The 21,662-nt window shown below is 45.8% G+C and carries 19 protein-coding genes; 16 read left to right on the top strand and 3 right to left on the bottom strand.

Annotated elements, in window-relative coordinates; genetic code table 11:
• From OW491_RS12395 to map, 3 genes are read right to left on the bottom strand one after another with little or no spacing between them, the layout of a single operon-like run.
• Nucleotides 1-285, bottom strand: a complete 285-nt coding sequence (locus OW491_RS12395; protein WP_075171182.1) for a DUF1244 domain-containing protein — start codon at nt 283-285, stop codon at nt 1-3.
• 20 nt (nt 286-305) lie between these two features.
• Entirely contained in the window at nt 306-3,002 is a 2,697-nt protein-coding gene (locus OW491_RS12390) for a [protein-PII] uridylyltransferase (RefSeq protein ID WP_075171183.1), read from the bottom strand.
• 14 nt (nt 3,003-3,016) lie between these two features.
• Nucleotides 3,017-3,787 (bottom strand): type I methionyl aminopeptidase, encoded by a 771-nt coding sequence (gene map / locus OW491_RS12385; protein ID WP_075171184.1) that lies wholly within the window; start codon nt 3,785-3,787, stop codon nt 3,017-3,019.
• A gap of 265 nt (nt 3,788-4,052) precedes the next feature.
• On the opposite strand from map, the gene rpsB reads away from it, so the two are divergent.
• The 16 genes from rpsB (at nt 4,053) to accA (ending at nt 21,612) form a co-directional block, all read left to right on the top strand.
• Nucleotides 4,053-4,784, top strand: coding sequence for a 30S ribosomal protein S2 (gene rpsB / locus OW491_RS12380; RefSeq protein ID WP_075171185.1), 732 nt, complete (start codon nt 4,053-4,055; stop codon nt 4,782-4,784).
• 106 nt (nt 4,785-4,890) lie between these two features.
• Nucleotides 4,891-5,754, top strand: a complete 864-nt coding sequence (gene tsf / locus OW491_RS12375; protein ID WP_075179115.1) for a translation elongation factor Ts — start codon at nt 4,891-4,893, stop codon at nt 5,752-5,754.
• Nucleotides 5,755-5,834: 80 nt separating this feature from the next.
• Nucleotides 5,835-6,593 (top strand): UMP kinase, encoded by a 759-nt coding sequence (gene pyrH, locus OW491_RS12370; protein ID WP_075171187.1) that lies wholly within the window; start codon nt 5,835-5,837, stop codon nt 6,591-6,593.
• Nucleotides 6,583-7,140: a ribosome recycling factor gene (gene frr, locus OW491_RS12365; RefSeq protein ID WP_075171188.1), complete on the top strand. Its 558-nt coding sequence runs from the start codon at nt 6,583-6,585 to the stop codon at nt 7,138-7,140. Before pyrH ends, frr begins: the two co-directional genes overlap by 11 nt.
• Nucleotides 7,141-7,185: 45 nt before the next feature.
• On the top strand, nt 7,186-7,950 hold the full coding sequence (uppS, locus tag OW491_RS12360) for a polyprenyl diphosphate synthase (RefSeq protein ID WP_075171189.1): 765 nt from the start codon (nt 7,186-7,188) through the stop codon (nt 7,948-7,950).
• Nucleotides 7,943-8,749, top strand: coding sequence for a phosphatidate cytidylyltransferase (locus OW491_RS12355; protein ID WP_290036248.1), 807 nt, complete (start codon nt 7,943-7,945; stop codon nt 8,747-8,749). The genes uppS and OW491_RS12355 overlap by 8 nt, the downstream gene beginning before the upstream one ends.
• Nucleotides 8,750-8,779: 30 nt before the next feature.
• Nucleotides 8,780-10,135, top strand: coding sequence for a sigma E protease regulator RseP (gene rseP, locus OW491_RS12350; RefSeq protein ID WP_178967941.1), 1,356 nt, complete (start codon nt 8,780-8,782; stop codon nt 10,133-10,135).
• A gap of 28 nt (nt 10,136-10,163) precedes the next feature.
• A complete protein-coding gene (gene bamA / locus OW491_RS12345) occupies nt 10,164-12,488 on the top strand; it encodes an outer membrane protein assembly factor BamA (protein ID WP_290036246.1) in 2,325 nt (774 codons plus the stop codon).
• 17 nt (nt 12,489-12,505) lie between these two features.
• The gene (locus OW491_RS12340; protein WP_075171193.1) at nt 12,506-13,003 is read left to right on the top strand and encodes an OmpH family outer membrane protein; all 498 of its coding nucleotides are present in this window, start codon (nt 12,506-12,508) and stop codon (nt 13,001-13,003) included.
• A complete protein-coding gene (gene lpxD, locus OW491_RS12335; protein ID WP_290036242.1) occupies nt 13,003-14,061 on the top strand; it encodes a UDP-3-O-(3-hydroxymyristoyl)glucosamine N-acyltransferase in 1,059 nt (352 codons plus the stop codon). Before OW491_RS12340 ends, lpxD begins: the two co-directional genes overlap by 1 nt.
• Nucleotides 14,058-14,495 carry a 3-hydroxyacyl-ACP dehydratase FabZ gene (fabZ, locus tag OW491_RS12330; RefSeq protein WP_175574741.1) on the top strand — a complete coding sequence of 146 codons (438 nt, stop codon included), beginning with the start codon at nt 14,058-14,060 and terminating at the stop codon, nt 14,493-14,495. The genes lpxD and fabZ overlap by 4 nt, the downstream gene beginning before the upstream one ends.
• Nucleotides 14,496-14,497: 2 nt before the next feature.
• Entirely contained in the window at nt 14,498-15,268 is a 771-nt protein-coding gene (gene lpxA / locus OW491_RS12325) for an acyl-ACP--UDP-N-acetylglucosamine O-acyltransferase (RefSeq protein ID WP_212667400.1), read from the top strand.
• Nucleotides 15,269-15,277: 9 nt separating this feature from the next.
• Nucleotides 15,278-16,441: a lipid-A-disaccharide synthase gene (gene lpxB / locus OW491_RS12320; RefSeq protein ID WP_290036239.1), complete on the top strand. Its 1,164-nt coding sequence runs from the start codon at nt 15,278-15,280 to the stop codon at nt 16,439-16,441.
• Nucleotides 16,434-17,039, top strand: a complete 606-nt coding sequence (gene rnhB, locus OW491_RS12315; protein ID WP_215150552.1) for a ribonuclease HII — start codon at nt 16,434-16,436, stop codon at nt 17,037-17,039. The genes lpxB and rnhB overlap by 8 nt, the downstream gene beginning before the upstream one ends.
• Nucleotides 17,040-17,078: 39 nt before the next feature.
• Entirely contained in the window at nt 17,079-20,570 is a 3,492-nt protein-coding gene (gene dnaE / locus OW491_RS12310; RefSeq protein WP_290036236.1) for a DNA polymerase III subunit alpha, read from the top strand.
• An 85-nt stretch (nt 20,571-20,655) separates the two neighbouring features.
• Nucleotides 20,656-21,612, top strand: a complete 957-nt coding sequence (gene accA, locus OW491_RS12305; protein ID WP_075171200.1) for an acetyl-CoA carboxylase carboxyl transferase subunit alpha — start codon at nt 20,656-20,658, stop codon at nt 21,610-21,612.
• Nucleotides 21,613-21,662: the final 50 nt, after the last annotated feature.

Below are 21,662 nucleotides of genomic sequence, written 5' to 3'. Positions count from 1 at the left end.
TTACTTGTTATTGAAAGCAGCAAGCTGTTCAGCGGTTGCTTCTTGTTGGTACTTGTCTTTCCAGTCGGCGTAGGGCTCACCATAAATTATTTCGCGAGCGGCTTCGTAATCCATGTCGATACCGCGCTCTTGGGCTTCGGCTTTATACCACTTTGAAAGGCAGTTGCGACAAAAGCCTGCTAAGTTCATAAGATCGATGTTTTGCACATCTTTGCGGCTGTCTAAATGTGCGACCAAACGACGAAATGCAGCGGCTTCAAGTTCGGTTTGTGTTGCTTTGTCCATTGTTTTATACCTTTTCGTTTTTATTGTGCATTGATGTGTTGGTCGAGTTCGCGACAAACGCGAGTTTGCAGCTCAATGCAGACGGCTGGGTCGCTAATCGGTTCACCATCAATGTCGGTAAGAAAAAATACGTCTTCTACGCGCTCACCTATGCTTGTAATTTTTGCCTTGCGCACGGAAATGTCGAGTTCGGAGAAAATTTTACCAATCCGTGCCAGCAGCCCCGGTCGGTCTGGGGAGCGTACTTCCATTACGGTCTGTTGGGTATTAGGGTCATTACTGAGGTTGACGGTCGTAGGGGCGGCAAACAACTTCATTTGGCGCGGAATACGACGATGTATAATGTCTGGATAGTCTTCTGGATCGTCTAGTTCTTCTATTAAACGATCACGAATACTATTTATATAGTCGGGATTCTCGGAGAGCGGCTCGTTATCTTCGGTTAACACGGTGTAGGTGTTAAGTGTCTTGCTGTCATCGGTCACAATGATTCGAGCATCTTGGATGCTAAGAGAAAGCTGGTCTAACGTCGCAACAGTAGCTGCAAAGAGATTGTTGATGTCTTTGCTGTAAATGAAAATTTCTGTGGCGCCTTCGTAAACCCGATATGATGTCTTCTGGATAAGCACCAAGGGTAGGTCGCTAGGCTCATGCTCTAATATTGATTGCGTGTGCCAGGCAATATTTTTAGCGTCCTCGCGTAGAAAATAGTCATCCCCCATGGTTTGCCAAAATTCCTGTACATCCGTCTCTGGTATGCCAGAGCGCTTTAAGATCATCAGTGCTTCGTGTTGCACTTGTTCGATACGATCTTCTTTGTTGCCCGGGTTTTCTAAACCACGGCGTAATGCGCGCTTGGTTTCCATGTAAAGTTGGCGTAGCAACGTTGCGCGCCAGCTATTCCACAAAGTGTGATTGGTTGCATTAATGTCTGCCACGGTGAGGACATACAAGTAATCAAGGTGGACGTTGTCTTGTACTTGCTGCGCAAAGGTGTTGATAACTTCGGGGTCGGATAAGTCTCTTCGTTGCGCGGTCATGGACATTAATAAGTGATTACGTACTAACCACGATACTAAATGAGAGTCCCATCGGCCTAAGTGGTGGCGCTCACAGAATGCCATGGCGTCAACGGCACCTAGTTCGGAGTGATCTCCCCCTCGACCTTTCCCAATATCGTGATATAAACCGGCTATGTAGAGTAGCTCTATCTTGGGCAGTTGGTTGACTAGGCGATAGGCAATCGGAAATTGTTCCATGTGATCCCGGTGGCGGAATTGGCGCATTTTCTGGATCACTTTTAAGGTGTGGGCATCGACTGTGTAGATATGGAATAAGTCGTGCTGCATCTGCCCGACAATTTCGCCAAACTCGGGTAGGTAGCGCCCCAGTATGCCATAACGGTTCATGCGTTTGAGCTCGGTAGAAACGCCGTTAGGCGACTTCATGAGTTCCATGAAAAGCGATGTATTTCGAAGGTCGTTACGAAAGTCATCATCGATTAAGTGTCTGTTGTCGCGAATAAGCCGAATTGTAGATGCGCGAACGCCTTTGATATCGTCGTGGTTGGCCAGTAGTACAAACACCTCTAAAAGGGCAAAGGGGTGTTTTTCGAACACGCGGTCGTAGGTGGCTTCAAGGTAGCCATTGTGAACTCTAAAGCGCTTATTGACCGTGATGAATGTTTGTTGGTCTTCTATTTTTAAGATAGCTTCATCAAAGTACTGCAGTAGCATGTCGTTGAATTCAGCCATAGCCATCGCAACGCGATAATACTTGCTCATGAACTGCTCTACGGCCAGTGCACCTTGTTGGTCTTTGTATCCGAAAAACTCAGCTAGTGCGCGCTGATGGTCAAAGAGTAGTCGATCCTCTTTACGTCCACTGATCATATGTAATGCATAACGAACCGACCACAAATACAGCTCGCCTTGGTTGAGCGTGTCTAATTCTGATTCTGTTAAAAAACCGTGGTCGACGAGGTCTCGGATATAGGTAGCACCAAAATGGCGCTTGGCAACCCAGCCAATGGTCTGTAAGTCGCGTAAACCACCAGGGGAGTTTTTGAGATTAGGTTCTAGGTTGTATTCCGTGTTGTTGGTTTTTTCGTGGCGCGCTTTTTGTTCTTTGTACTTTGCCACAAAGAACTCTTTATCTGTCCATGCGCCCTCCGACGTCACCCTGTCATACATTTCTTGGTGTAAATCTGGGTTGCCGGTGAGTGGTCGAGATTCGATAAGGTTGGTGGCGATGGTGATATCGTCTTGAGCTTCGTTATAGCACTCGTCAATGGTTCGGACACTGGAACCAATTTCAAGTTGGATATCCCATAGAAGCGTTAAAAAGCCACTAATACTCTCTTCGCAATCCGCAGGAACAAAGTCCTTGAACAGTAATAATATATCCACGTCTGAATGCGGGTGGAGTTCGCCGCGGCCATAACCTCCTACCGCAATTAGAGAGGCTTGATTATCACTCGGCCAGTCGAAGAGGTTCCAAGCTGAAGTAATGATCTGATCAATTACGCTGGCACGCCCATACACCAGTTGGCGGATGTCTTCGCCTGCTTTAAAGCGTTTGTCTATCTCTTCTTGAGAGTGACGTAAGGTTTTTTTGAACAGCTTAACGGGCGATTCGCCCTCAGCTAATTGTCTTTCAAAAGCCGCTGTATCAAGAAACTCTGTCGTATCTACCAAATGCTGTAAAGGTGTGCTCATGTGATTCCTACTGCTTAAAAGGATTCATCTGATCGTAATGTCAGGACTTCATAGCCAGTGTCTGTTACTAAAATGGTGTGTTCCCATTGTGCCGATAAGCGACGATCGCTGGTGGTAACTGTCCAGCCATCTTTGTTGTTGAGTTTTACTTGGCGTTTGCCTGCGTTAATCATAGGTTCGATAGTAAAAATCATCCCTGCTTGTAACTCTATGCCGGTACCTGCGCGTCCGTAATGAAGTACTTGAGGTTCTTCATGGAAGCCAGCTCCGATACCATGCCCACAATACTCCCTTACAACAGAGTAGTGGTTGCTTTCTGCATACTGCTGAATAACATGGCCAATATCGCCTAAGAAAGCACCCGGTTTAACTAATTCGATGCCTTTGATCATGCATTCACGAGTGATATTCATTAGTCGCTCAGCGTGAGGTGCAACTTTGCCGACAGCAAACATTTTGCTGGTATCACCATGGTAGCCATCTTTAATGACAGTGATGTCGATATTGATGATATCACCGTTTTTCATTGGCTTATCATCGGGTATGCCATGACACACTACGTGGTTTAAAGAAGTGCAGATAGATTTGGGGAAGCCATGGTAATTAAGTGGTGCTGGAATGGCTTTTTGTTCGTTGACGATATAGTTGTGGCAAATATCGTTCAGTTCATTGGTAGTGACACCCGGTTTTACGTGGGGTTCGATCATCTCTAATACGTCGGCGGCTAAACGGCCAGCTACGCGCATTTTTTCGATCTCTTCTGGGGTTTTGATGATAACTGACATGAGTGTCCTTGCTTTCGTTAAAGAGGCGAACCGATCATTTTTAGGTGTTTACGATCAGTAGTTGACTAATTGTACCTAATAATAGGGTTCTAGCGAAGGTTGACCTTCAAATTGATTGGGTGTTGTGGTATAAAACGCGCTCCCGAAATACATAAGGTATATCGGAGAATATTCCACACACATATCGTCACAGTTACCGGGTGCCGCTTAGCGGTTGGTAGTTGGGGTATGTGGAGGTCAAACCCAATACATAGGAATGCTAATCATGGCACAAGTTACAATGCGCGACCTGCTAAAAGCAGGCGTACACTTTGGTCACCAGACTCGTTACTGGAATCCGAAAATGTCTCAGTACATCTTCGGCGCTCGCAACAAAATTCATATCATCAACCTTGAGCACACTCTACCTGCACTAAACGGTGCATTGGACGTTGTTAAAGGCATGGCTCAGAACAAGAACAAAGTATTGTTCGTTGGTACTAAGCGTGCTGCTAGCAAGATCATCCAAGAAGAAGCTGCTCGTGTTGGTATGCCTTACGTTAACCACCGTTGGTTAGGCGGCATGCTGACTAACTACAAAACTATTCGTCAGTCTATCCGTCGCTTGCGCGAGTTAGAATCGGCTGCTCAGGATGGTACTTTCGCACAGCTAACCAAAAAAGAAGCGTTGATGCGTCAGCGTGAAATGGAAAAGCTAGAGCGTTCTATTGGTGGTATTAAAGAAATGGGCGGCTTGCCAGACGCACTTTTCGTTATCGACGTTGATCACGAGCGTATCGCTGTAAACGAAGCTAACAAGCTGGGTATCCCAGTTATTGGTGTTGTTGATACTAACAGCAACCCAGATGGCATCGATTACGTTATCCCAGGTAACGATGATGCGCTACGCGCAATTCAAATCTACGTTCAGTCTGTTGCTGATGCATGTGGCGAAGGTAGTGAAGTTGCTGGCGGTAAAAGTGAATTTGTTGAAGTAGAAGAAGCAGCTGCAGAGTAATTTCTCTGTCAACTCTTTAGGCTATTGTCTACAGATTCTATGAGAAGGGGAGCTGTGCTCCCCTTTTTTGAATTTTGATTGAACGTGTAAAATTGAGGTAATTGAGATGGCAGGTGTATCAGCTAAGCTGGTTAAAGAGCTACGCGACCGTACAGCATTAGGCATGATGGAGTGTAAAAAAGCACTCGCTGAAGCGAATGGTGATATTGAACTGGCGATCGAAGAGCTACGTAAATCATCTGGTATGAAGGCAGCTAAAAAAGCAGGTCGTACAGCTGCAGATGGTGTTGTTGTTGTTCGTACAGCTGACGATAACTCTTACGGTGTTATTGTTGAAGTTAACTCTGAAACTGACTTCGTTGCCCGTGATGAAGGTTTCTTAGCATTCGCAGGTTCTGTTGCAGACGCTGCATTTGCTGCTAAATCTGATGACGTTGCTGCAATCATGGCTGGCGACTTGGAATCAGCTCGTGAAGCGCTAGTTCAAAAGATCGGTGAAAACATTGGTGTTCGTCGTATCGTTGTTCTGGAAGGTGAGTGTGTTGGTGCTTACGTTCATAGCAACAACCGTATTGCTGTATTAGTTTCTTTGAAAGGCGCTAATGCCGAAACAGCTAAAGACGTTGCAATGCACGTTGCTGCGGTTAACCCGCAAGTTGTTTCTAAAGAGCAAATGTCTGAAGAAGTTATTCAGAAAGAAAAAGAAATCATCATGGCGCAGCCAGATATGGCTAGCAAGCCTGCTGAAATCGCTGAGAAGATGGTTGTTGGTCGTATCAACAAGTTCTTGTCTGAGAACAGCTTGTTAGAGCAGCCTTTCGTTAAAAACCCAGATCAGAAAGTAGCTGAAATGGTTAAAGCGGCAGGCGGTGAAGTTGTTACATTTACTCGCGTAGAAGTGGGTGAAGGTATTGAAGTTGAGCAAGTTGATTTCGCTGCAGAAGTTGCTGCACAGCTGAACAACAAGTAAAACTCGCTAAAAGACGTGTGTGCTGTGTTACAGTACGCACGTTTATCCATCATATAACTTCCTTCTACGGAGAGATCTGTATGCCTGCCGAAAAAAAGAAACATGCTCGCTATAAACGCATTCTTCTTAAACTCAGTGGTGAAGCCTTACAAGGCGATGAGAATTTTGGTATTGATCCAAAAGTGTTAAACCGAATGGCGCTGGAAGTGGGTCAGTTGGTTGGGATTGGTGTACAAGTAGGTATTGTTATTGGTGGTGGTAATTTGTTCCGCGGTGCAGCGTTAAGTGCAGCCGGTATGGACCGAGTGACGGGTGACCATATGGGTATGTTAGCGACCGTGATGAACTCGCTCGCGTTACGTGATGCGCTTGAGCGTTCTAATATAGATACCCGTGTTATGTCAGCTATCCCGATGAGTGGGGTGGTAGATCACTATGATAGACGTAATGCAATACGCTTCTTGAACCAAGGCGACGTGGTTATTTTTTCGGCTGGGACGGGTAATCCGTTTTTTACAACCGACTCAGCGGCGTGTTTGCGTGGCATTGAGATAGAAGCGGATGTCGTTTTGAAAGCGACTAAGGTCGATGGAGTTTACACAGCAGATCCAGTGAAAGATCCAGCGGCTAAACGATACTTACATTTGTCGTATGATGAAGTACTCGAAAAGCAACTGGGCGTTATGGATCTGACAGCAATTTGTTTGACGCGTGATCATAATATGCCTGTTCGCGTATTTAATATGAACCGCCCAGGTGCCTTAGTTAACCTGTTGGTTGGTGGCGATGAAGGTACATTAATCAGCGCCGAAGTGACTGGAGATCAATATGCTGAATGAAATTACAAAAGAAGCTGAAGCTCGCATGAAGAAAAGCTGCGATTCTTTGGTTGAGCACTTTAAAAAAATTCGTACTGGGCGTGCACATCCGAGTATTCTGGATTCTATTCAGGTGTCTTACTATGGCTCTGATACTCCTCTGTCTCAGGTGGCGAATATTTCTGTAGAAGACTCGCGCACACTAATGATCACGCCATGGGAAAAGAATATTGTCCCTGACGTTGAAAAGGCTATTTATAAGTCTGATCTTGGTTTGAACCCGGCTACTAATGGTGGGGTTATTCGCGTGCCTATGCCTCCTTTAACTGAAGAGACGCGTAAGGGTTATACAAAACAAGCGCGTTCTGATGCCGAGTCTGCTCGTGTTTCAGTACGTAACGTGCGACGCGACGCCAATAATCAGTTAAAAGATTTACTCAAAGAAAAAGAGATCTCTGAAGATGACGATCGTCGTGGTCAGGATCTGATTCAAAAGCTTACTGATAAGTATGTTGCCGAAGTTGATAGCTTGCTTGCTAAGAAAGAAGCAGACTTGATGGAAATCTAAATTCAGAAAGGAGGGCTGGGTTTCCCAGCCTGTCTGAAGAACACTATGTCAGTACACGCAAAACTCAATATCCCTTTGGAAAAAGTACTTCCAAAACATATCGCAATTATCATGGATGGTAATAATCGCTGGGCCAAACAGCGACGATTGCCTAGTTTGGCTGGCCATAAGGCTGGGGTTGATAGTGTGCGCAGTGTAATAGAGGGCTGCGTCGAATATGGCGTTGAGTCGTTAACTCTATTTGCATTTAGTAGTGAAAATTGGAAAAGGCCTGAGCTAGAAGTAACTGGCTTGATGGAACTTTTCATGTTGGCTTTGGATCGAGAGGCTAAGAAGCTCAATAAGAATAACATTCGGTTAAAAGTAATCGGTGATACCACACGCTTTAGTGAATCTTTACAAGCCAAAATAGCAAAAGTTGAAGCATTGACGGCGAATAACACCCGATTGACGTTAAATGTAGCGGCTAATTATGGTGGTCGTTGGGATATCGTTTCAGCCGCAAAAGCCTTTGCTCAAGATTGTATCGATGGTAAGGCAACTCCTAGTGATTTAAACGAATCGTCGTTTAATCAGTATTTGACCTTGTGTGATCAACCTGCCCCAGATCTTTGCATCCGCACAGCGGGAGAGAGCCGGATTAGTAACTTTCTAATTTGGCAAATGGCATATACCGAGTTTTATTTTGTTGACGGTTTTTGGCCAGACTTTGACAAGCACTCATTGGGTGATGCTATTCGTGATTTTTGTACAAGAGAAAGGCGCTTTGGCAAAACCAGTGAGCAGGTAGAGGCGCAAACGCGTGCTTAAAAAAAGAATCGCTACGGCGGTCGTTCTAGCACCTCTTGCTTTAGCAGGTGTTTTTTTACTGCCCCTTCAGGGGTTTGCTATTTTTCTAGCGGTTATCCTTTTGTTGGCAGCCTATGAGTGGGGGCCGTTATCTGGTCTCCTTACCACTTTAAGCCGCTACAGCTTCTGTGCAATAGTCTTGGTTGCTGTGGCCTGCTTGATGGTTTTCCCTATTGGCGATCTGTACCAAGCAATTTTGGCATCGAGTTTGGCGCTTTGGTTTGTTGCTATTTATTGGATAATGCGTTTTCCGCAGCCCGGTGCATGGTCGTTACCGATAATGCGGGCCATCATTGGTTTAGTGTTTTTGGTCGCTACTTGGATCGCTCTGGTTGGGCTGAAAAGCAGTGAACGAGGTGATGCTTGGATTTTGCTGTTGTTTCTCATTGTGTGGGGAGCTGACACGGGTGCTTATTTTGCTGGCAAACGCTGGGGGAAAACTAAGCTAGCGCCTAATGTGAGTCCGGGTAAAACCCGAGAAGGTATGTTGGGTGGTTTAGCTACAGTCGCTTTGGTGTGTGTGGTTTTTGCGCAGTGGAATGAACTGTCTTTCTCGTCGATGGTCTATCTCATGATTTTAGGTGTCGTTACCGCCGCTATGTCGGTTATGGGGGATCTGTTTGAAAGTCTCTTGAAGCGCAATGCAGGTCTTAAAGATAGTGGTACCTTGTTGCCGGGTCATGGCGGTATTTTAGATCGTATAGACAGCTTATTAGCGGCTGCACCATTCTTTTATCTTGGGTTGCTATTTTTTCAGTGATCTAATTAACGAGTAGCGACTGTTACTATTATGGCTTTACTTCAAACAATTCTTGCAACATTAGTCACGTTAGGAATTTTGGTTACCATTCATGAGTGGGGCCACTTCTGGGTTGCTCGTCGTTGCGGCGTTAAAGTACTTCGCTTTTCTGTCGGTTTTGGTAAAGCACTTTGGTCAAGAACCGGTAAAGACGGGACTGTCTATGCGGTAGCGGCGATACCCTTGGGCGGCTATGTCAAAATGCTAGACGAGCGCGAAGGTGACGTCCCCGCGAGTCTTCACGAACAAGCATTTAATAATAAACCTGTGTTGCAGCGGATGGCGATTGTTGCGGCCGGGCCTGCCGTTAATTTAATTTTTGCTGTATTTGCCTATTGGCTTATGTTCATTGTTGGCACAAGCACAGTGGTTCCTATTGTGGGCAGTGTTTCTCAAGGCTCTCCTGCTGCGCTGGCGGGTTTAACCTCTGGTGAAGAGATCGTGAGCATTGATGGTCGGATAGTGCGTTCATGGGAAGAAGCTAATTTGGCGCTGGCGTCACGCGTTGGCGAGACAGGTGTTGTCGAGTTAACCGCTAAGCGCTCATCAGCTAGCACGCCAGAGCGCTTTCAGCTGCCATTAGAACAATGGAAAGTAGAGTTAGAATCAGAATCTCCTTTATCGGCGATAGGTATAACACCTTACCGACCTGAAATAGCCCCGGTTATAGGTCAGGTTGTTGATGGCCAAGCCGCTAAGGCCGGTGGATTAAAAGAGGGTGACGAGGTTGTCGCAGTGAATGGTCAAGCCATTAGCGCATGGCCTGCCCTTGTTTCGATTATTCAAGCTTCTGCCAATCAACCTCTTAGCCTGACAGTCCTGCGTGACGGAAAAGAAGTAAGTTTGTCTGTTACACCGCGCGAGCGTTTGCAACCAACCGGTGAGTTGCAGGGCTATATTGGTGCTGGCGCGACAGCGCCTGAATGGCCTGAAGCTATGCAGCGAAGCATTAGCTATGGTCCTTTAGAGGCGGTTCCGGTTGCTATTACGAAAACATGGAATATGATCGCGCTAACCTTAGATTCAATCTGGAAGATGATTGAAGGGATCATATCTGTAAAAAACTTGAGTGGCCCGATTACCATTGCTAAAGTGGCCGGTGCTTCAGCCGCATCAGGTTTTGAGCCTTTTATCAGCTTTTTGGCGTATTTGAGCATTAGTTTAGGTGTGCTTAACTTATTACCTATCCCCGTATTAGATGGTGGGCACTTGTTGTACTACACCATCGAATTAATACGCGGTAAGCCAGTGAGTGAACGAATTCAAGATGCAGGTTTGAAAATGGGTATGGCTGTTCTGTTATCACTAATGACGGTCGCCATTGTTAATGATTTTTTACGTCTTTAAGCGAACGCTTTAAGTTGGATGATGTTTGATGAATAAACAGTTTGGTTGGATGCTTGGGCTAGCCTTGTGGTCCTCTCTTTCACAAGCGGCGTTTTCGCCGTTTAAAGTGCAAGATATTAAATTAGAGGGCGTACAACGCGTTGAGCCGGGTATTGTTTTTCGTAACTTTCCTGTTTCAACCGGGGATCGTGTTACCGAGTCGGCCATATCTGATGCTGTGAGCCAGCTGTTTAAATCAGGCTATTTTGAGGATGTTGATGTTCTTAAAGATGGCGATTTCTTGATCTTGCGAGTGAAAGAACGTCCGGCCGTCAGCTTAATTCGTTTGAATGGCAACAAGGTCATAAAAGACGAAGACTTGATCAAAGGGCTTAAGCAGTCAGGTTTGCAAGAAGGTGATGTGTTTAAACGCTCAGCTTTGGATCAAATTCGATTAGACTTGATTCGCATGTACGTAAGTCAAGGCCGTTACGGCGCAGCAATTGACACGGAAGTTGAAGAGCTTTCAGGCAACCGCGTGGCGCTTGATATTAATATCAAAGAAGGCAGCGTAGCTTCGATTCAGCACATCAACGTGGTGGGCAATACTGTTTTTGATGATGAAGAATTAAAAGACCTATTTGCTTTAAAACTGCCTAGTTTTTGGTCTTTCTACACGAAAGATGACCGATACGCGCGCGAGAAGCTCTCTGGAGACTTAGAGCGTTTACGGTCATATTACATGGACCGCGGCTACATTAATTTTTCTATAGACTCCACCCAAGTTTCAATAACACCTGATAAGCAAAATGTGTTTATTACCGTCAACATAGATGAAGGTGATCAATACACGCTTCGGGATGTGAATTTGGCCGGAAACATGGTGGTTCCTGAAGAAGAGTTAGCCTCTATTATTTCTATGGAACCCGGTGAGGTGTTCTCTCGCCAAGTGATGACTGACGCTCAAAAAGCGTTGAGCGATCGATTGGGTGAAGCCGGCTATATGTTTGCGAATATAAGCCCTGTTCCAGAATTGCATGAAGAAGATCACTCAGTATCTTTGAAGTTTTATGTGGACCCAGGCAAGCAAACTTATGTGCGCCGTATAAATGTTAAAGGTAATAGCCGTACGGCAGATGAAGTAGTGCGTCGTGAACTTTATCAGATGGAAGCCGCGGTTGTTTCAACCGATAGCATCAAGCAGAGTAAAGAGCGGTTAGAGCGTACTGGTTATTTTAGTTCTGTTAACTTGGAAACGGTTCCTGTGCCGGGAACTGACGACCAAGTTGATTTAAATTTATCCGTAGAAGAACAGCAATCTGGGCAGTTTACGGCCAGTGTTGGTTACTCACAAAGTGACGGCATCATTCTAGATTTTGGTGTTTCTCAGGATAATTTTTTCGGTTCGGGTAAAAGTGTTGGTTTCAATATCACCCGAAGCGGAACCGAGAAAGAGATCAGCTTCAATTATCTTGACCCCTTCTATACCGTTAATGGCGTGAGCCGAGGTTTTGATGTCTTTTATCGTAAGAGTGAGTTTGATGACGATGATGAAAGCAGCTATTCACTAGATGAGTTTGGGGGTGGTGTTACCTTCGGCTACCCTATTGATGATTATCAGCGTCTGACCTTGTCTTTGGGTATTGAACAGATTTCGGTTAACACCAATGACAATGCGCCTGTTGATGAAATTGATTCGTTCATCGATGAAAACGGTGATGAGTACTTAAACTTTAAAACAACGCTAGGGTGGAGCAATAACCACTTGAATCGTGGTGTGTTCCCAACTGCTGGTTACTCGCACAATGCGACGTTAGAGATTGCGATTCCGGGGAGTGAATTAAGCTACTATCGCGCGATTTACCAAACTAAGTGGTACCAGCCATTGCAGGATGAATCGGATTGGGTGTTTGGTCTTAAAGGGCGTTTAGGGTATGCCGATAGTTATGGTGATAAGAGTTACCCATTCTTTAAAAACTTCTATGCCGGTGGTTTAACAACAATCAAAGGCTTCGAAAGTAACTCGCTCGGTCCACGCGACTCTAATGATGATGCCTTTGGCGGTAATATTATGGTTGTCGGTGGTGCAGAGCTTATATTCCCTATGCCATTTATAGAAAGCCAAAATGGTTGGCGGTCATTGTTCTTTGTTGATGGTGGTAACGTGTTTACAACCGAGTGCTTTAGCTCTTCCTCTTCCAGTTCTAAGTGTGAAGAAGGTGTGAGTTTTGATGAGCTGCGCTACTCTGCAGGCTTAGGTATTAGCTGGTTGTCTCCTGTTGGCCCATTATCAATTGCTATTAGTAAGCCGCTGAATGCTAAAGAAAGTGATGAAACCCAAGTATTCCAGTTCTCACTTGGCCAAAGTTTTTAATATAAGGAAAATATTCAATGAAATCTGTTAAGTATATTGTTGCTCTGGTTGCTGTGTGTTTTATGCCAATGGCAATGGCTGAAAAAATTGCGGTATTAGGTGTTCAAGAGGCTTTGTTGGCTTCTAAAGCAGCAGGTAGCTTTCGTGACTCATTAAAGAAAGAGCTGAGCGGCGAAGAAAAGCGCGTAGTAGATCTTGAAAAGCAGGCAAAAGGTTTGCGTGAAAAAATCCAAAAAAATGGTTCAAGCATGAGCCAAGAGCAGTTGAATCAGAGCCGCTTGCAGTTCCAAAAAGCGTTTGAAGAGTATCAGAGAAGCGGGCAGGCTCTGCAGCAAAAACGTATTGAGCGCGAGCAGTCATTCATCGAAGATATGCGTCCTAAATTGGATGTGGTTATTCGTAAAATCATCGAAGAAAATGGTTACGATGTCGTACTCGCTAAGCAAGCTACGGTTTATACTGCCAAAGGTGTTGATATTACACCACGAGTGGTAGAGCTATTGAATAAGCAGTAATGGCTCAGAGAAACTGTACCTACCGCTTATCTGAATTAGCGGAAAAACTAGATGGTGTTATCCAAGGTTCGGATGGCACCATTTTTGGTTTGAACACGCTTGAAAAAGCGACACAAGAACAGCTCAGCTTTTTAGCCAATCCTCGCTATGTATCGCAACTGACCAGCACTAGCGCGGGCGCTGTTTTGGTAACGCCAGAGATGGCTGACCAAGTTACAGGAACGGCATTAATTGTTGATAGCCCTTACATGGCGTTCGCTAAAGTGTCGCAGCTTTTTGATTGGCGTTTGGATGATGAGTCCGAAGGCGTGCATCCGTCGGCGTTTGTTCATGCTTCAGCGACTATAGGCTCTAATGTGACTGTAGGGGCGGGTGTGGTTGTTGATGCGAATGTCACTCTGGAGGATAACTGCATTATTGGCCCTAACTGTGTTATCCAGGCGGGTAGTATCGTGGGGCAGTCTAGTCGACTAGAAGCCAATGTGACCCTATATCCTGATGTCGTGTTAGGACAAAACTGTTTAGTTCACTCGGGCGCTGTTATTGGCGCTGATGGTTTTGGTTTTGCTCCTTCTAAGCAGGGCTGGGTTAAAATCTGTCAATTGGGTGGTGTTCGTATTGGTCATTCGGTGGAAATTGGGGCTAATACCACGATTGATCGGGGGGCGCTTGATCACACCTATATAGGTGATGGTGTTAAACTCGATAATCACATACAAATAGCCCATAACGTTGTCATTGGAGAACAAACTGCCATTGCAGGCTGTACGGCCGTCGCCGGAAGCACTAAAATTGGCCGCCATTGCACGATTGCCGGTCATTGCGGCATAACGGGGCATTTAACTATTGCTGATCATACGCATATCACAGCGATGTCGCTGATTAGCAAATCAATCACAGCATCCGGTCAGGCTTTTTCTTCGGGCACAGGTCAAGAAAAGCATAGTGATTGGAAGCGTAACGTTGTTCGCTTTCGGCAGTTAGATGATATGGCTCGCCGTTTAAAGCAGTTAGAACAAAAAATCGATAATCTCTCTATTGAAGGTCTTAATAAATGATGGATGTAAATGAAATTAGGGAGTATCTCCCTCATCGTTACCCGTTTCTATTGGTTGATCGAGTGCTTGAATTAACACCGGGTGAGTCCATCGTTGCGATCAAAAACGTGAGTGTCAACGAGCCTTTCTTTAACGGCCACTTCCCTGAACATCCAGTTATGCCGGGCGTGTTAATCGTTGAAGCAATGGCTCAGGCGGCAGGTATTCTTGGTTTTAAAACCATGAACAAAACGCCAGAAGATGGTTCTATTTATTATTTTGTTGGTTCGGATAAATTACGTTTTAAGCGCCCGGTTGTGCCTGGCGATCAATTAAAGCTTGAAGCCTCTATCATTTCTGAGCGTCGCGGCATCTGGAAATTTGATGTGAAAGCAACCGTTGAAGGTGATACTGTTAGTTCTGCTACCATTTTATGTGCAGATCGAAAGGTGTAAGTGTGATTGACCCGCGAGCAATTATCGAGCCTGGCGCTCAACTAGCTGACGATGTAACGGTTGGGCCTTGGTCATATATTGGTGCTGATGTTGTCATCGGTGCTGGTACAGAAATAGCTTCTCATGTTGTGATTAAAGGCCCTACTGTTATGGGGTCTGGTAACCGAGTGTTCCAATTTTCAACAATAGGTGAAGAGTGCCAGGATAAAAAGTACGCGGGTGAGCCGACTCGTTTAGAAATCGGCGATAACAATGTTTTTCGAGAAGGGACTACGGTTCATCGAGGAACGATTCAAGATCAATCTTTGACCAAAATTGGCAGCCATAATTTATTTATGGTCAATGCGCACATCGCGCATGACTGTATGGTTGGTGATCACATTATTTTGGCGAATAACGTTGCTTTAGCAGGGCACGTCCATGTAGGTGATCATACTATTTTGGGTGGCTTCACGGCCGTACATCAGTTTTGCCACATTGGAAGTCATGTGATGTGTGGGGCGGGGACTGTGGTTCTTAAGGACATACCCGCTTACGTAATGGCAACTGGCAACCCTGCTCAACCTCATGGAATCAATGCTGAGGGGCTTAAGCGTCGCGGCTTTACGCCAGAGATGATCAGAGGGATTCGTCAAGCTTATAAAACAATCTATCGTAAAAAGCTCACGACGGTTGAAGCACTGGCCGTACTTGAAGCCGAAGTCGTGGACTCCCCAGAGATTGATTTGCTTATCGCATCTCTCAAAGACTCCACTCGGGGTATTATTCGTTAGGGGAAAGATGTGACTGCGCTAAGAATTGCCTTGGTGGCCGGTGAAGCATCAGGTGATATTCTGGGCTCAGGGCTAATCAGCGAACTTTCGAAACGATTCCCAAATACCACATTTGAAGGCATAGGCGGTGATCTGATGATTGCTGCTGGCCTAGTATCGCGAGCGCCAATGGAGCGCTTATCTGTTATGGGTCTGGTAGAAGTGCTAAGCCACTTACCAGAACTGTTGTCATTGCGTAAATCCTTAGTCCAGCATTGGCTTAAAAACCCACCTGATGTGTTTATAGGTATCGATGCGCCTGATTTTACATTAGAGCTAGAGCGTCGATTAAAAGAAGCCGGTATTACCACTGTTCATTATGTAAGTCCTTCTGTTTGGGCTTGGAAGGCTAAGCGAATCTATAAAATTAAAGAAGCGGTTGATTTATTGTTAGCTTTGTTCCCTTTTGAAGCTCAACATTATGAGAAAACTCAGCAGCGGATTAGTTTTGTAGGTCATCCGTTGGCTGACACAATCGTTAATGATCCAAAAATTCCTATTGCTCGTGATACGTTTCAATTGGCATCGACACAGCGTGTGATTGGCATTTTGCCGGGAAGCCGTTCGAGTGAAATTCGCTATTTAGCGCGTCCTTTTTTAGAGGCGGCGCGTTTATTATGGCAACACAATAATGACTTGGTATTTTTATTGCCAGCTGCAAACGAGAAGCGGTACGAGCAGCTCCAGCGCTTGATTGATGAAAGTTTTAGCGATTTGCCAGTGCAATTAATAATGGGGCGTTCTAGAGAAGTCATGGCCGCTAGTGATGTGATATTGATTGCGTCCGGAACGGCCACTTTAGAAGCGACATTACTAAAAAAACCAATGGTTGTTGGTTATAAAATGGCCGGGCTAACGTATGCTATTTTTTCGCGCATGTTGAAGACGCCTTATGTTTCGCTGCCTAATATTTTAGCCGGAGAAGCGCTTGTGCCTGAGGTGTTGCAAAAAGAGCTGACCCCAGAGAGGCTATGCGCCGAAGTTGAACACTGGTTGGACTCGTCAACGGATAAGCATTATGTGGTTCAACGTTTTAGCGCTATTTTTGAGCAGCTGCATAAGAATGCTGATCAACAAGCGGCGGATGCAATTGAGCTTTTAATGAAAGAAAAAGGAATACTCCCTCATGCATAATGCCGTGGATGAATGGGCGCAACTTCGCTCACAGTACTCCCTAATCGCAGGTGTGGATGAGGTGGGGCGAGGGCCTTTAATTGGTAACGTTGTTACCGCAGCTGTGATCCTTGATCCGCTCAAGCCAATAAGTGGATTGGCGGACTCTAAAAAGCTAACGGCTAAACGACGAGATGCTCTTTATGAAGAGATCATCCAGAATGCGTTGGCTTATTCAGTGGCTTTTGCTACACCCCAAGAAATAGACGAAATTAATATATTACACGCAACCATGTTAGCGATGCAGCGAGCTGTGCTCCAGCTCGCCGTGTTGCCTGAATATGTCATGATTGATGGTAATCGTTGCCCGGATATTCCTTTTCCTTGCGAGGCTGTTGTGAAAGGTGATAGCCGCGTCGCTGAGATTAGTGCGGCTTCGATTGTGGCTAAGGTAGTCCGTGATCGTGAAATGGAAGCGCTCGACTTAGCGTATCCTGACTACGGCTTTGCTAAACACAAAGGTTACCCAACGGCTGCGCATATGGCGGCATTAGAAAAGTTTGGTCCACTTGATATGCACCGTCGCTCGTTTAAGCCAGTAGCTCGTTTGTTGGACTAGCCACAGGCTGGTCATCTTTTTTTTACTAGGTAGGTTTATATGTCAGCTAATGCTTTTGTCCATCTTCGCGTTCATACAGAGTTCTCTTTGGTGGACGGGCTCGTGCGAGTCAAAGGGCTGGTCAATGCAGCTAAGGATGCAGGCATGCCAGCCGTGGCAATCACGGATCAAGTTAACCTGTTTGCCCTAGTGAAGTTCTTTAAAGCAGCTACCGGTGCTGGCATTAAACCCATTTGCGGCGCTGATCTACTGGTGCTCAATGATAACGATATAGATGAACCTTATCGTGTCACTCTGTTGGTGCAAAACGCGAAAGGCTACCGCAATTTGATGGAGCTGATTTCGCGCGCCTATGCAGAGGGTCAGGTGCAGTTGGCTGATAAAGCGATTGTTTATAAGTCGTGGCTAGTCGAAAAGTCTGAGGGGCTTATTGCGCTCAGCGGCGCTAAAGATGGTGAAATTGGGCGCGCAATGATTTCCGGTAATGGCTCGGCAGAAAGCCTTTTAGACGAGTGGATGTCTCTTTTTCCTAATCGCTTTTATTTGGAAGTACAGCGTACAGCCCGCCCGGGTGAAGACATTGTCATTGATGAAAGCGTTCGCCTGGGTTTGCTAAAAGGCTGTCCATTGGTAGCAACCAACGATGTGATGTTTATACATGAAACAGACTTCGAGGCTCATGAGGCGCGTGTTTGTATTAACCAAGGAAGAACGCTCGAAGATCCACGTCGACCTAGGGATTATTCAGATCAGCAGTATTTTCGTAGCACTGAAGAAATGGTGGAGCTGTTCAGCGACATTCCAAGTGCCATTGAAAACACGGTAGAAATAGCCAAACGCTGCAATATCGAAATGGATTTGGGGACCTATTATTTACCTAAGTACCCGATCCCTGAAGGGATGTCGATTGACGAGTTCTTCATTAAGGTATCCGAAGATGGCCTTAATGAGCGTTTAGAAATTCTGTTAGATAAAAACGACCCAGACTATGCAGCTAAACGGAAAGTTTATGATGACCGGCTTAAATTTGAGTTAGATATCATTATCCAAATGGGTTTCCCTGGGTATTTCCTTATCGTAATGGACTTTATTCAATGGGCTAAGGATAACGATATTCCTGTAGGGCCGGGTCGAGGCTCGGGTGCGGGTTCTTTGGTGGCCTATGCACAGAAAATTACAGATCTTGATCCGCTGGAATATGATTTGCTGTTTGAGCGATTCCTAAACCCAGAACGGGTATCCATGCCTGACTTTGATATCGATTTCTGCATGGATAATCGAGATCAAGTTATTGATTACGTAGCACGTACTTATGGGCGAGATGCCGTCTCCCAGATTATTACTTTCGGTACAATGGCCGCAAAAGCGGTTGTTCGAGATGTGGCGCGTGTACAGGGTAAAGCGTTCGGTTTGGCTGATAAGTTGTCCAAACTCATCCCTTTCGAAGTAGGTATTACACTCAGTAAAGCGATGGAGCAGGAGCCAGCGCTCAGCGAGTTTGTAAACAGTAGCGAAGAAGCTCAAGAAATTATGGACATGGCTTTCAAGCTGGAAGGTGTGACCCGTAACGTTGGTAAGCATGCCGGTGGTGTGGTTATCGCTCCAACGAAGCTAACAGACTTCTCCGCCACTTATTGTGATGAAGAAGGCCATGGGCTCGTAACGCAGTTCGATAAAGGCGATGTTGAAGAAGCCGGTCTGGTTAAGTTTGACTTCTTGGGTTTAAGAACCCTGACCATTATTGATTGGGCTTTAAAGACTATTAACACCAAGCGCGCTCAAGAAGGTGAAGAGGCGCTCGATATTTCCCTGATCCCTTTAGACGATAAGCCGACCTTTGACTTGCTTCAATCTGCTGAAACAACAGCTGTTTTCCAGTTAGAGTCCAGTGGTATGAAGGATCTGGTAAGACGTTTGTTGCCTTCTCGTTTTGAAGATATTGTCGCTCTCGTGGCCTTGTTTAGACCGGGGCCATTGCAGTCGGGCATGGTTGATGACTTTATCAACCGTAAGCATGGCCGCGCAGAAATGTCTTGGCCGCATCCCGACTACCAGTTGGATAGCTTGCAGCCGGTATTGGAGCCAACTTACGGTGTTATCTTGTACCAAGAGCAGGTAATGCAGATTGCTCAGGTCATGGCGGGGTATACGCTCGGCGGTGCCGACATGCTGCGTCGAGCCATGGGTAAGAAAAAGCCTGAAGAAATGGCGAAGCAGCGTGCCATCTTCTTAGAGGGGTGCGAAAAACAAGGTATTGATAGGGATCTCTCTGGGAATATATTTGATCTGGTTGAGAAGTTCGCCGGTTATGGTTTTAACAAGTCGCACTCGGCGGCCTATGCGTTAGTTTCTTACCAAACGGCTTGGCTGAAATGTCATTATCCAGCCCCATTTATGGCGGCGGTTATCTCTGCGGATATGCAAAACACCGATAAAGTGGTGATCTTCATTGAAGAGTGCCGCAATATGGGGATTGCTCCATCGCCACCGGATGTGTGTAGTGGCGACTACATGTTTACCGTCAATGAAGCCGGTGAGATTGTTTATGGTTTAGGGGCAATCAAGGGTGTTGGTGAGGGGCCAATTGATGCGATTGTAAAGGCGCGCCAAGATGGCGAAGGCGACTTTAAGGATATCTTTGATTTTTGTAAGCGGGTCGGGCCTAAAAATCTCAATAAACGAGTGTTGGAAGCCTTGGTTCGTGCTGGTGCCCTTGATAAGTTAGGTGCTGAGCGTGCTGTACTATGGGCGGCGATCGGTGATGCTTTTCAGGCTGCAGGTCAAAGTGCTCGTAATGAAGATGCCGGGATGTTTGATCTTTTTGGGGAGGTAGAAGCGGAAGTACCGCGTGACCCGTATGAAGATTATAAACATGTACGCCCTTGGACAGATAAAGAGCGGCTGCGTGGAGAGAAAGAAACATTAGGTTTGTACTTAACGGGGCACCCAATCGATGAGTACGAGCGTGAGCTGAAAAAGTTTGTCTCGCAAAAAATTGTAAGTTTGCAGCCTGCACGTGGTAAACAGCAAAAAATCGTTGGCCTCATAGTTGATCAGCGCGTTAAGAAAACTAAACGTGGTGATTCGTTGTGTTTCTTGACGCTGGATGACCGCACAGCCCGTATTGATGTCACTGTGTACGGTGAACTCTATGATCAAACACGAGAGTGGGCGGTTAAAGATACAATTGTGATCATGGAAGGTGAGGTGACTCAGGATGATTATTCAGGAGGCCTCAAGGTTCGTTGTAATAAGTTGATCAGTATACCAATGGCTCGTGCACAGTACGCCTCTTCGGTTGCAGTGCAGGCTAATGCCACCTCGTTAACCGGTAGACGGCTTAACGAATTCAAAACATTGCTAAAAACATATCAATCTCAGGAAGGCTTACCTGTCACTATCCATTATCAACGCGAAGACGCTGCAGGCCCTGTGCGCCTGGGTGATCAATACCGAGTTGAAGGCAGTGATGAGCTATTAATTGCCTTTAAAGAGCACTTTGGGTTTGATCAAGTGAAGATTGACTACTGATCAGGGTGGTTATCCTGCTGCCGTGACGGTAAAATCGTCCACTAATTTAGCGTTATTATTCACTGTTTAAGCGGAAACGAATCAAATGAATCCGAATTACCTGGATTTCGAACAGCCAATCGCTGATCTTGAAGCCAAGATTGAAGAACTCCGACTGGTGGGTAGCGGTACCGAGATTAACATCAGCGATGAGCTGACAAAGCTGCTTGAAAAAAGCCGTAGTCTTACCGTATCCATTTTTGAGAATCTGACGGCTTGGCAGGTTTCTCAGTTATCTCGTCACCCAAAGCGTCCGTATACACTGGACTACATCGATCTGATGTTCGATAGCTTTGAAGAAATCCATGGCGATCGCCACTTTGCTGATGATGCTGCTATTGTTGGCGGTATTGCGCGTTTGGATGGTCGCCCTGTGATGATTATTGGTCATCAAAAAGGTCGTGACGTTAAAGAAAAAGTACGTCGTAATTTTGGTATGCCTCGTCCTGAAGGTTACCGTAAAGCGTTGCGTTTGATGGAAATGGCTGAGCGCTTCTCAATGCCAATCCTCACCTTTATTGATACGCCAGGTGCTTATCCAGGTATTGATGCCGAAGAGCGTGGCCAAAGTGAAGCGATCGCATTTAACTTGGCTAAAATGTCCCAGCTAAAAACACCTATTATCTCAACCGTTGTAGGTGAGGGTGGCTCAGGTGGTGCATTAGCGATTGGTGTATGTGATGAGTTGGTGATGCTTCAGTACTCAACGTACTCGGTTATTTCTCCTGAAGGTTGCGCATCTATTCTTTGGAAAAGCGCAGAGAAAGCGCCGGATGCAGCTAAAGCAATGGGTATTACCTCTGGGCGTCTACAAGAGCTTGGGTTGGTGGATAAAGTCGTTAAAGAACCTTTAGGCGGCGCACACCGAGACCCTGAAGCGTTAGCTGAGACTTTAAAAGCTCAGTTGCTCGAAACATTAGATCGCTTAGACGTCCATACGATGGATGAATTGGTTGATCGTCGTTACGAACGCTTAATGTCATACGGTATTAACTCTCAGTAAGCACAACATTTCACGTTGATGTGCCCTGACACAGTATGAAAGGTGTAGTC

It is taken from the genome of Neptunomonas sp. CHC150 (genome assembly GCF_030397555.1).
In the GTDB taxonomy this organism is placed as follows: Bacteria; Pseudomonadota; Gammaproteobacteria; order Pseudomonadales; family Balneatricaceae; genus Neptunomonas; species Neptunomonas phycophila.
This window is presented reverse-complemented; position numbering and strand designations above follow the sequence as displayed.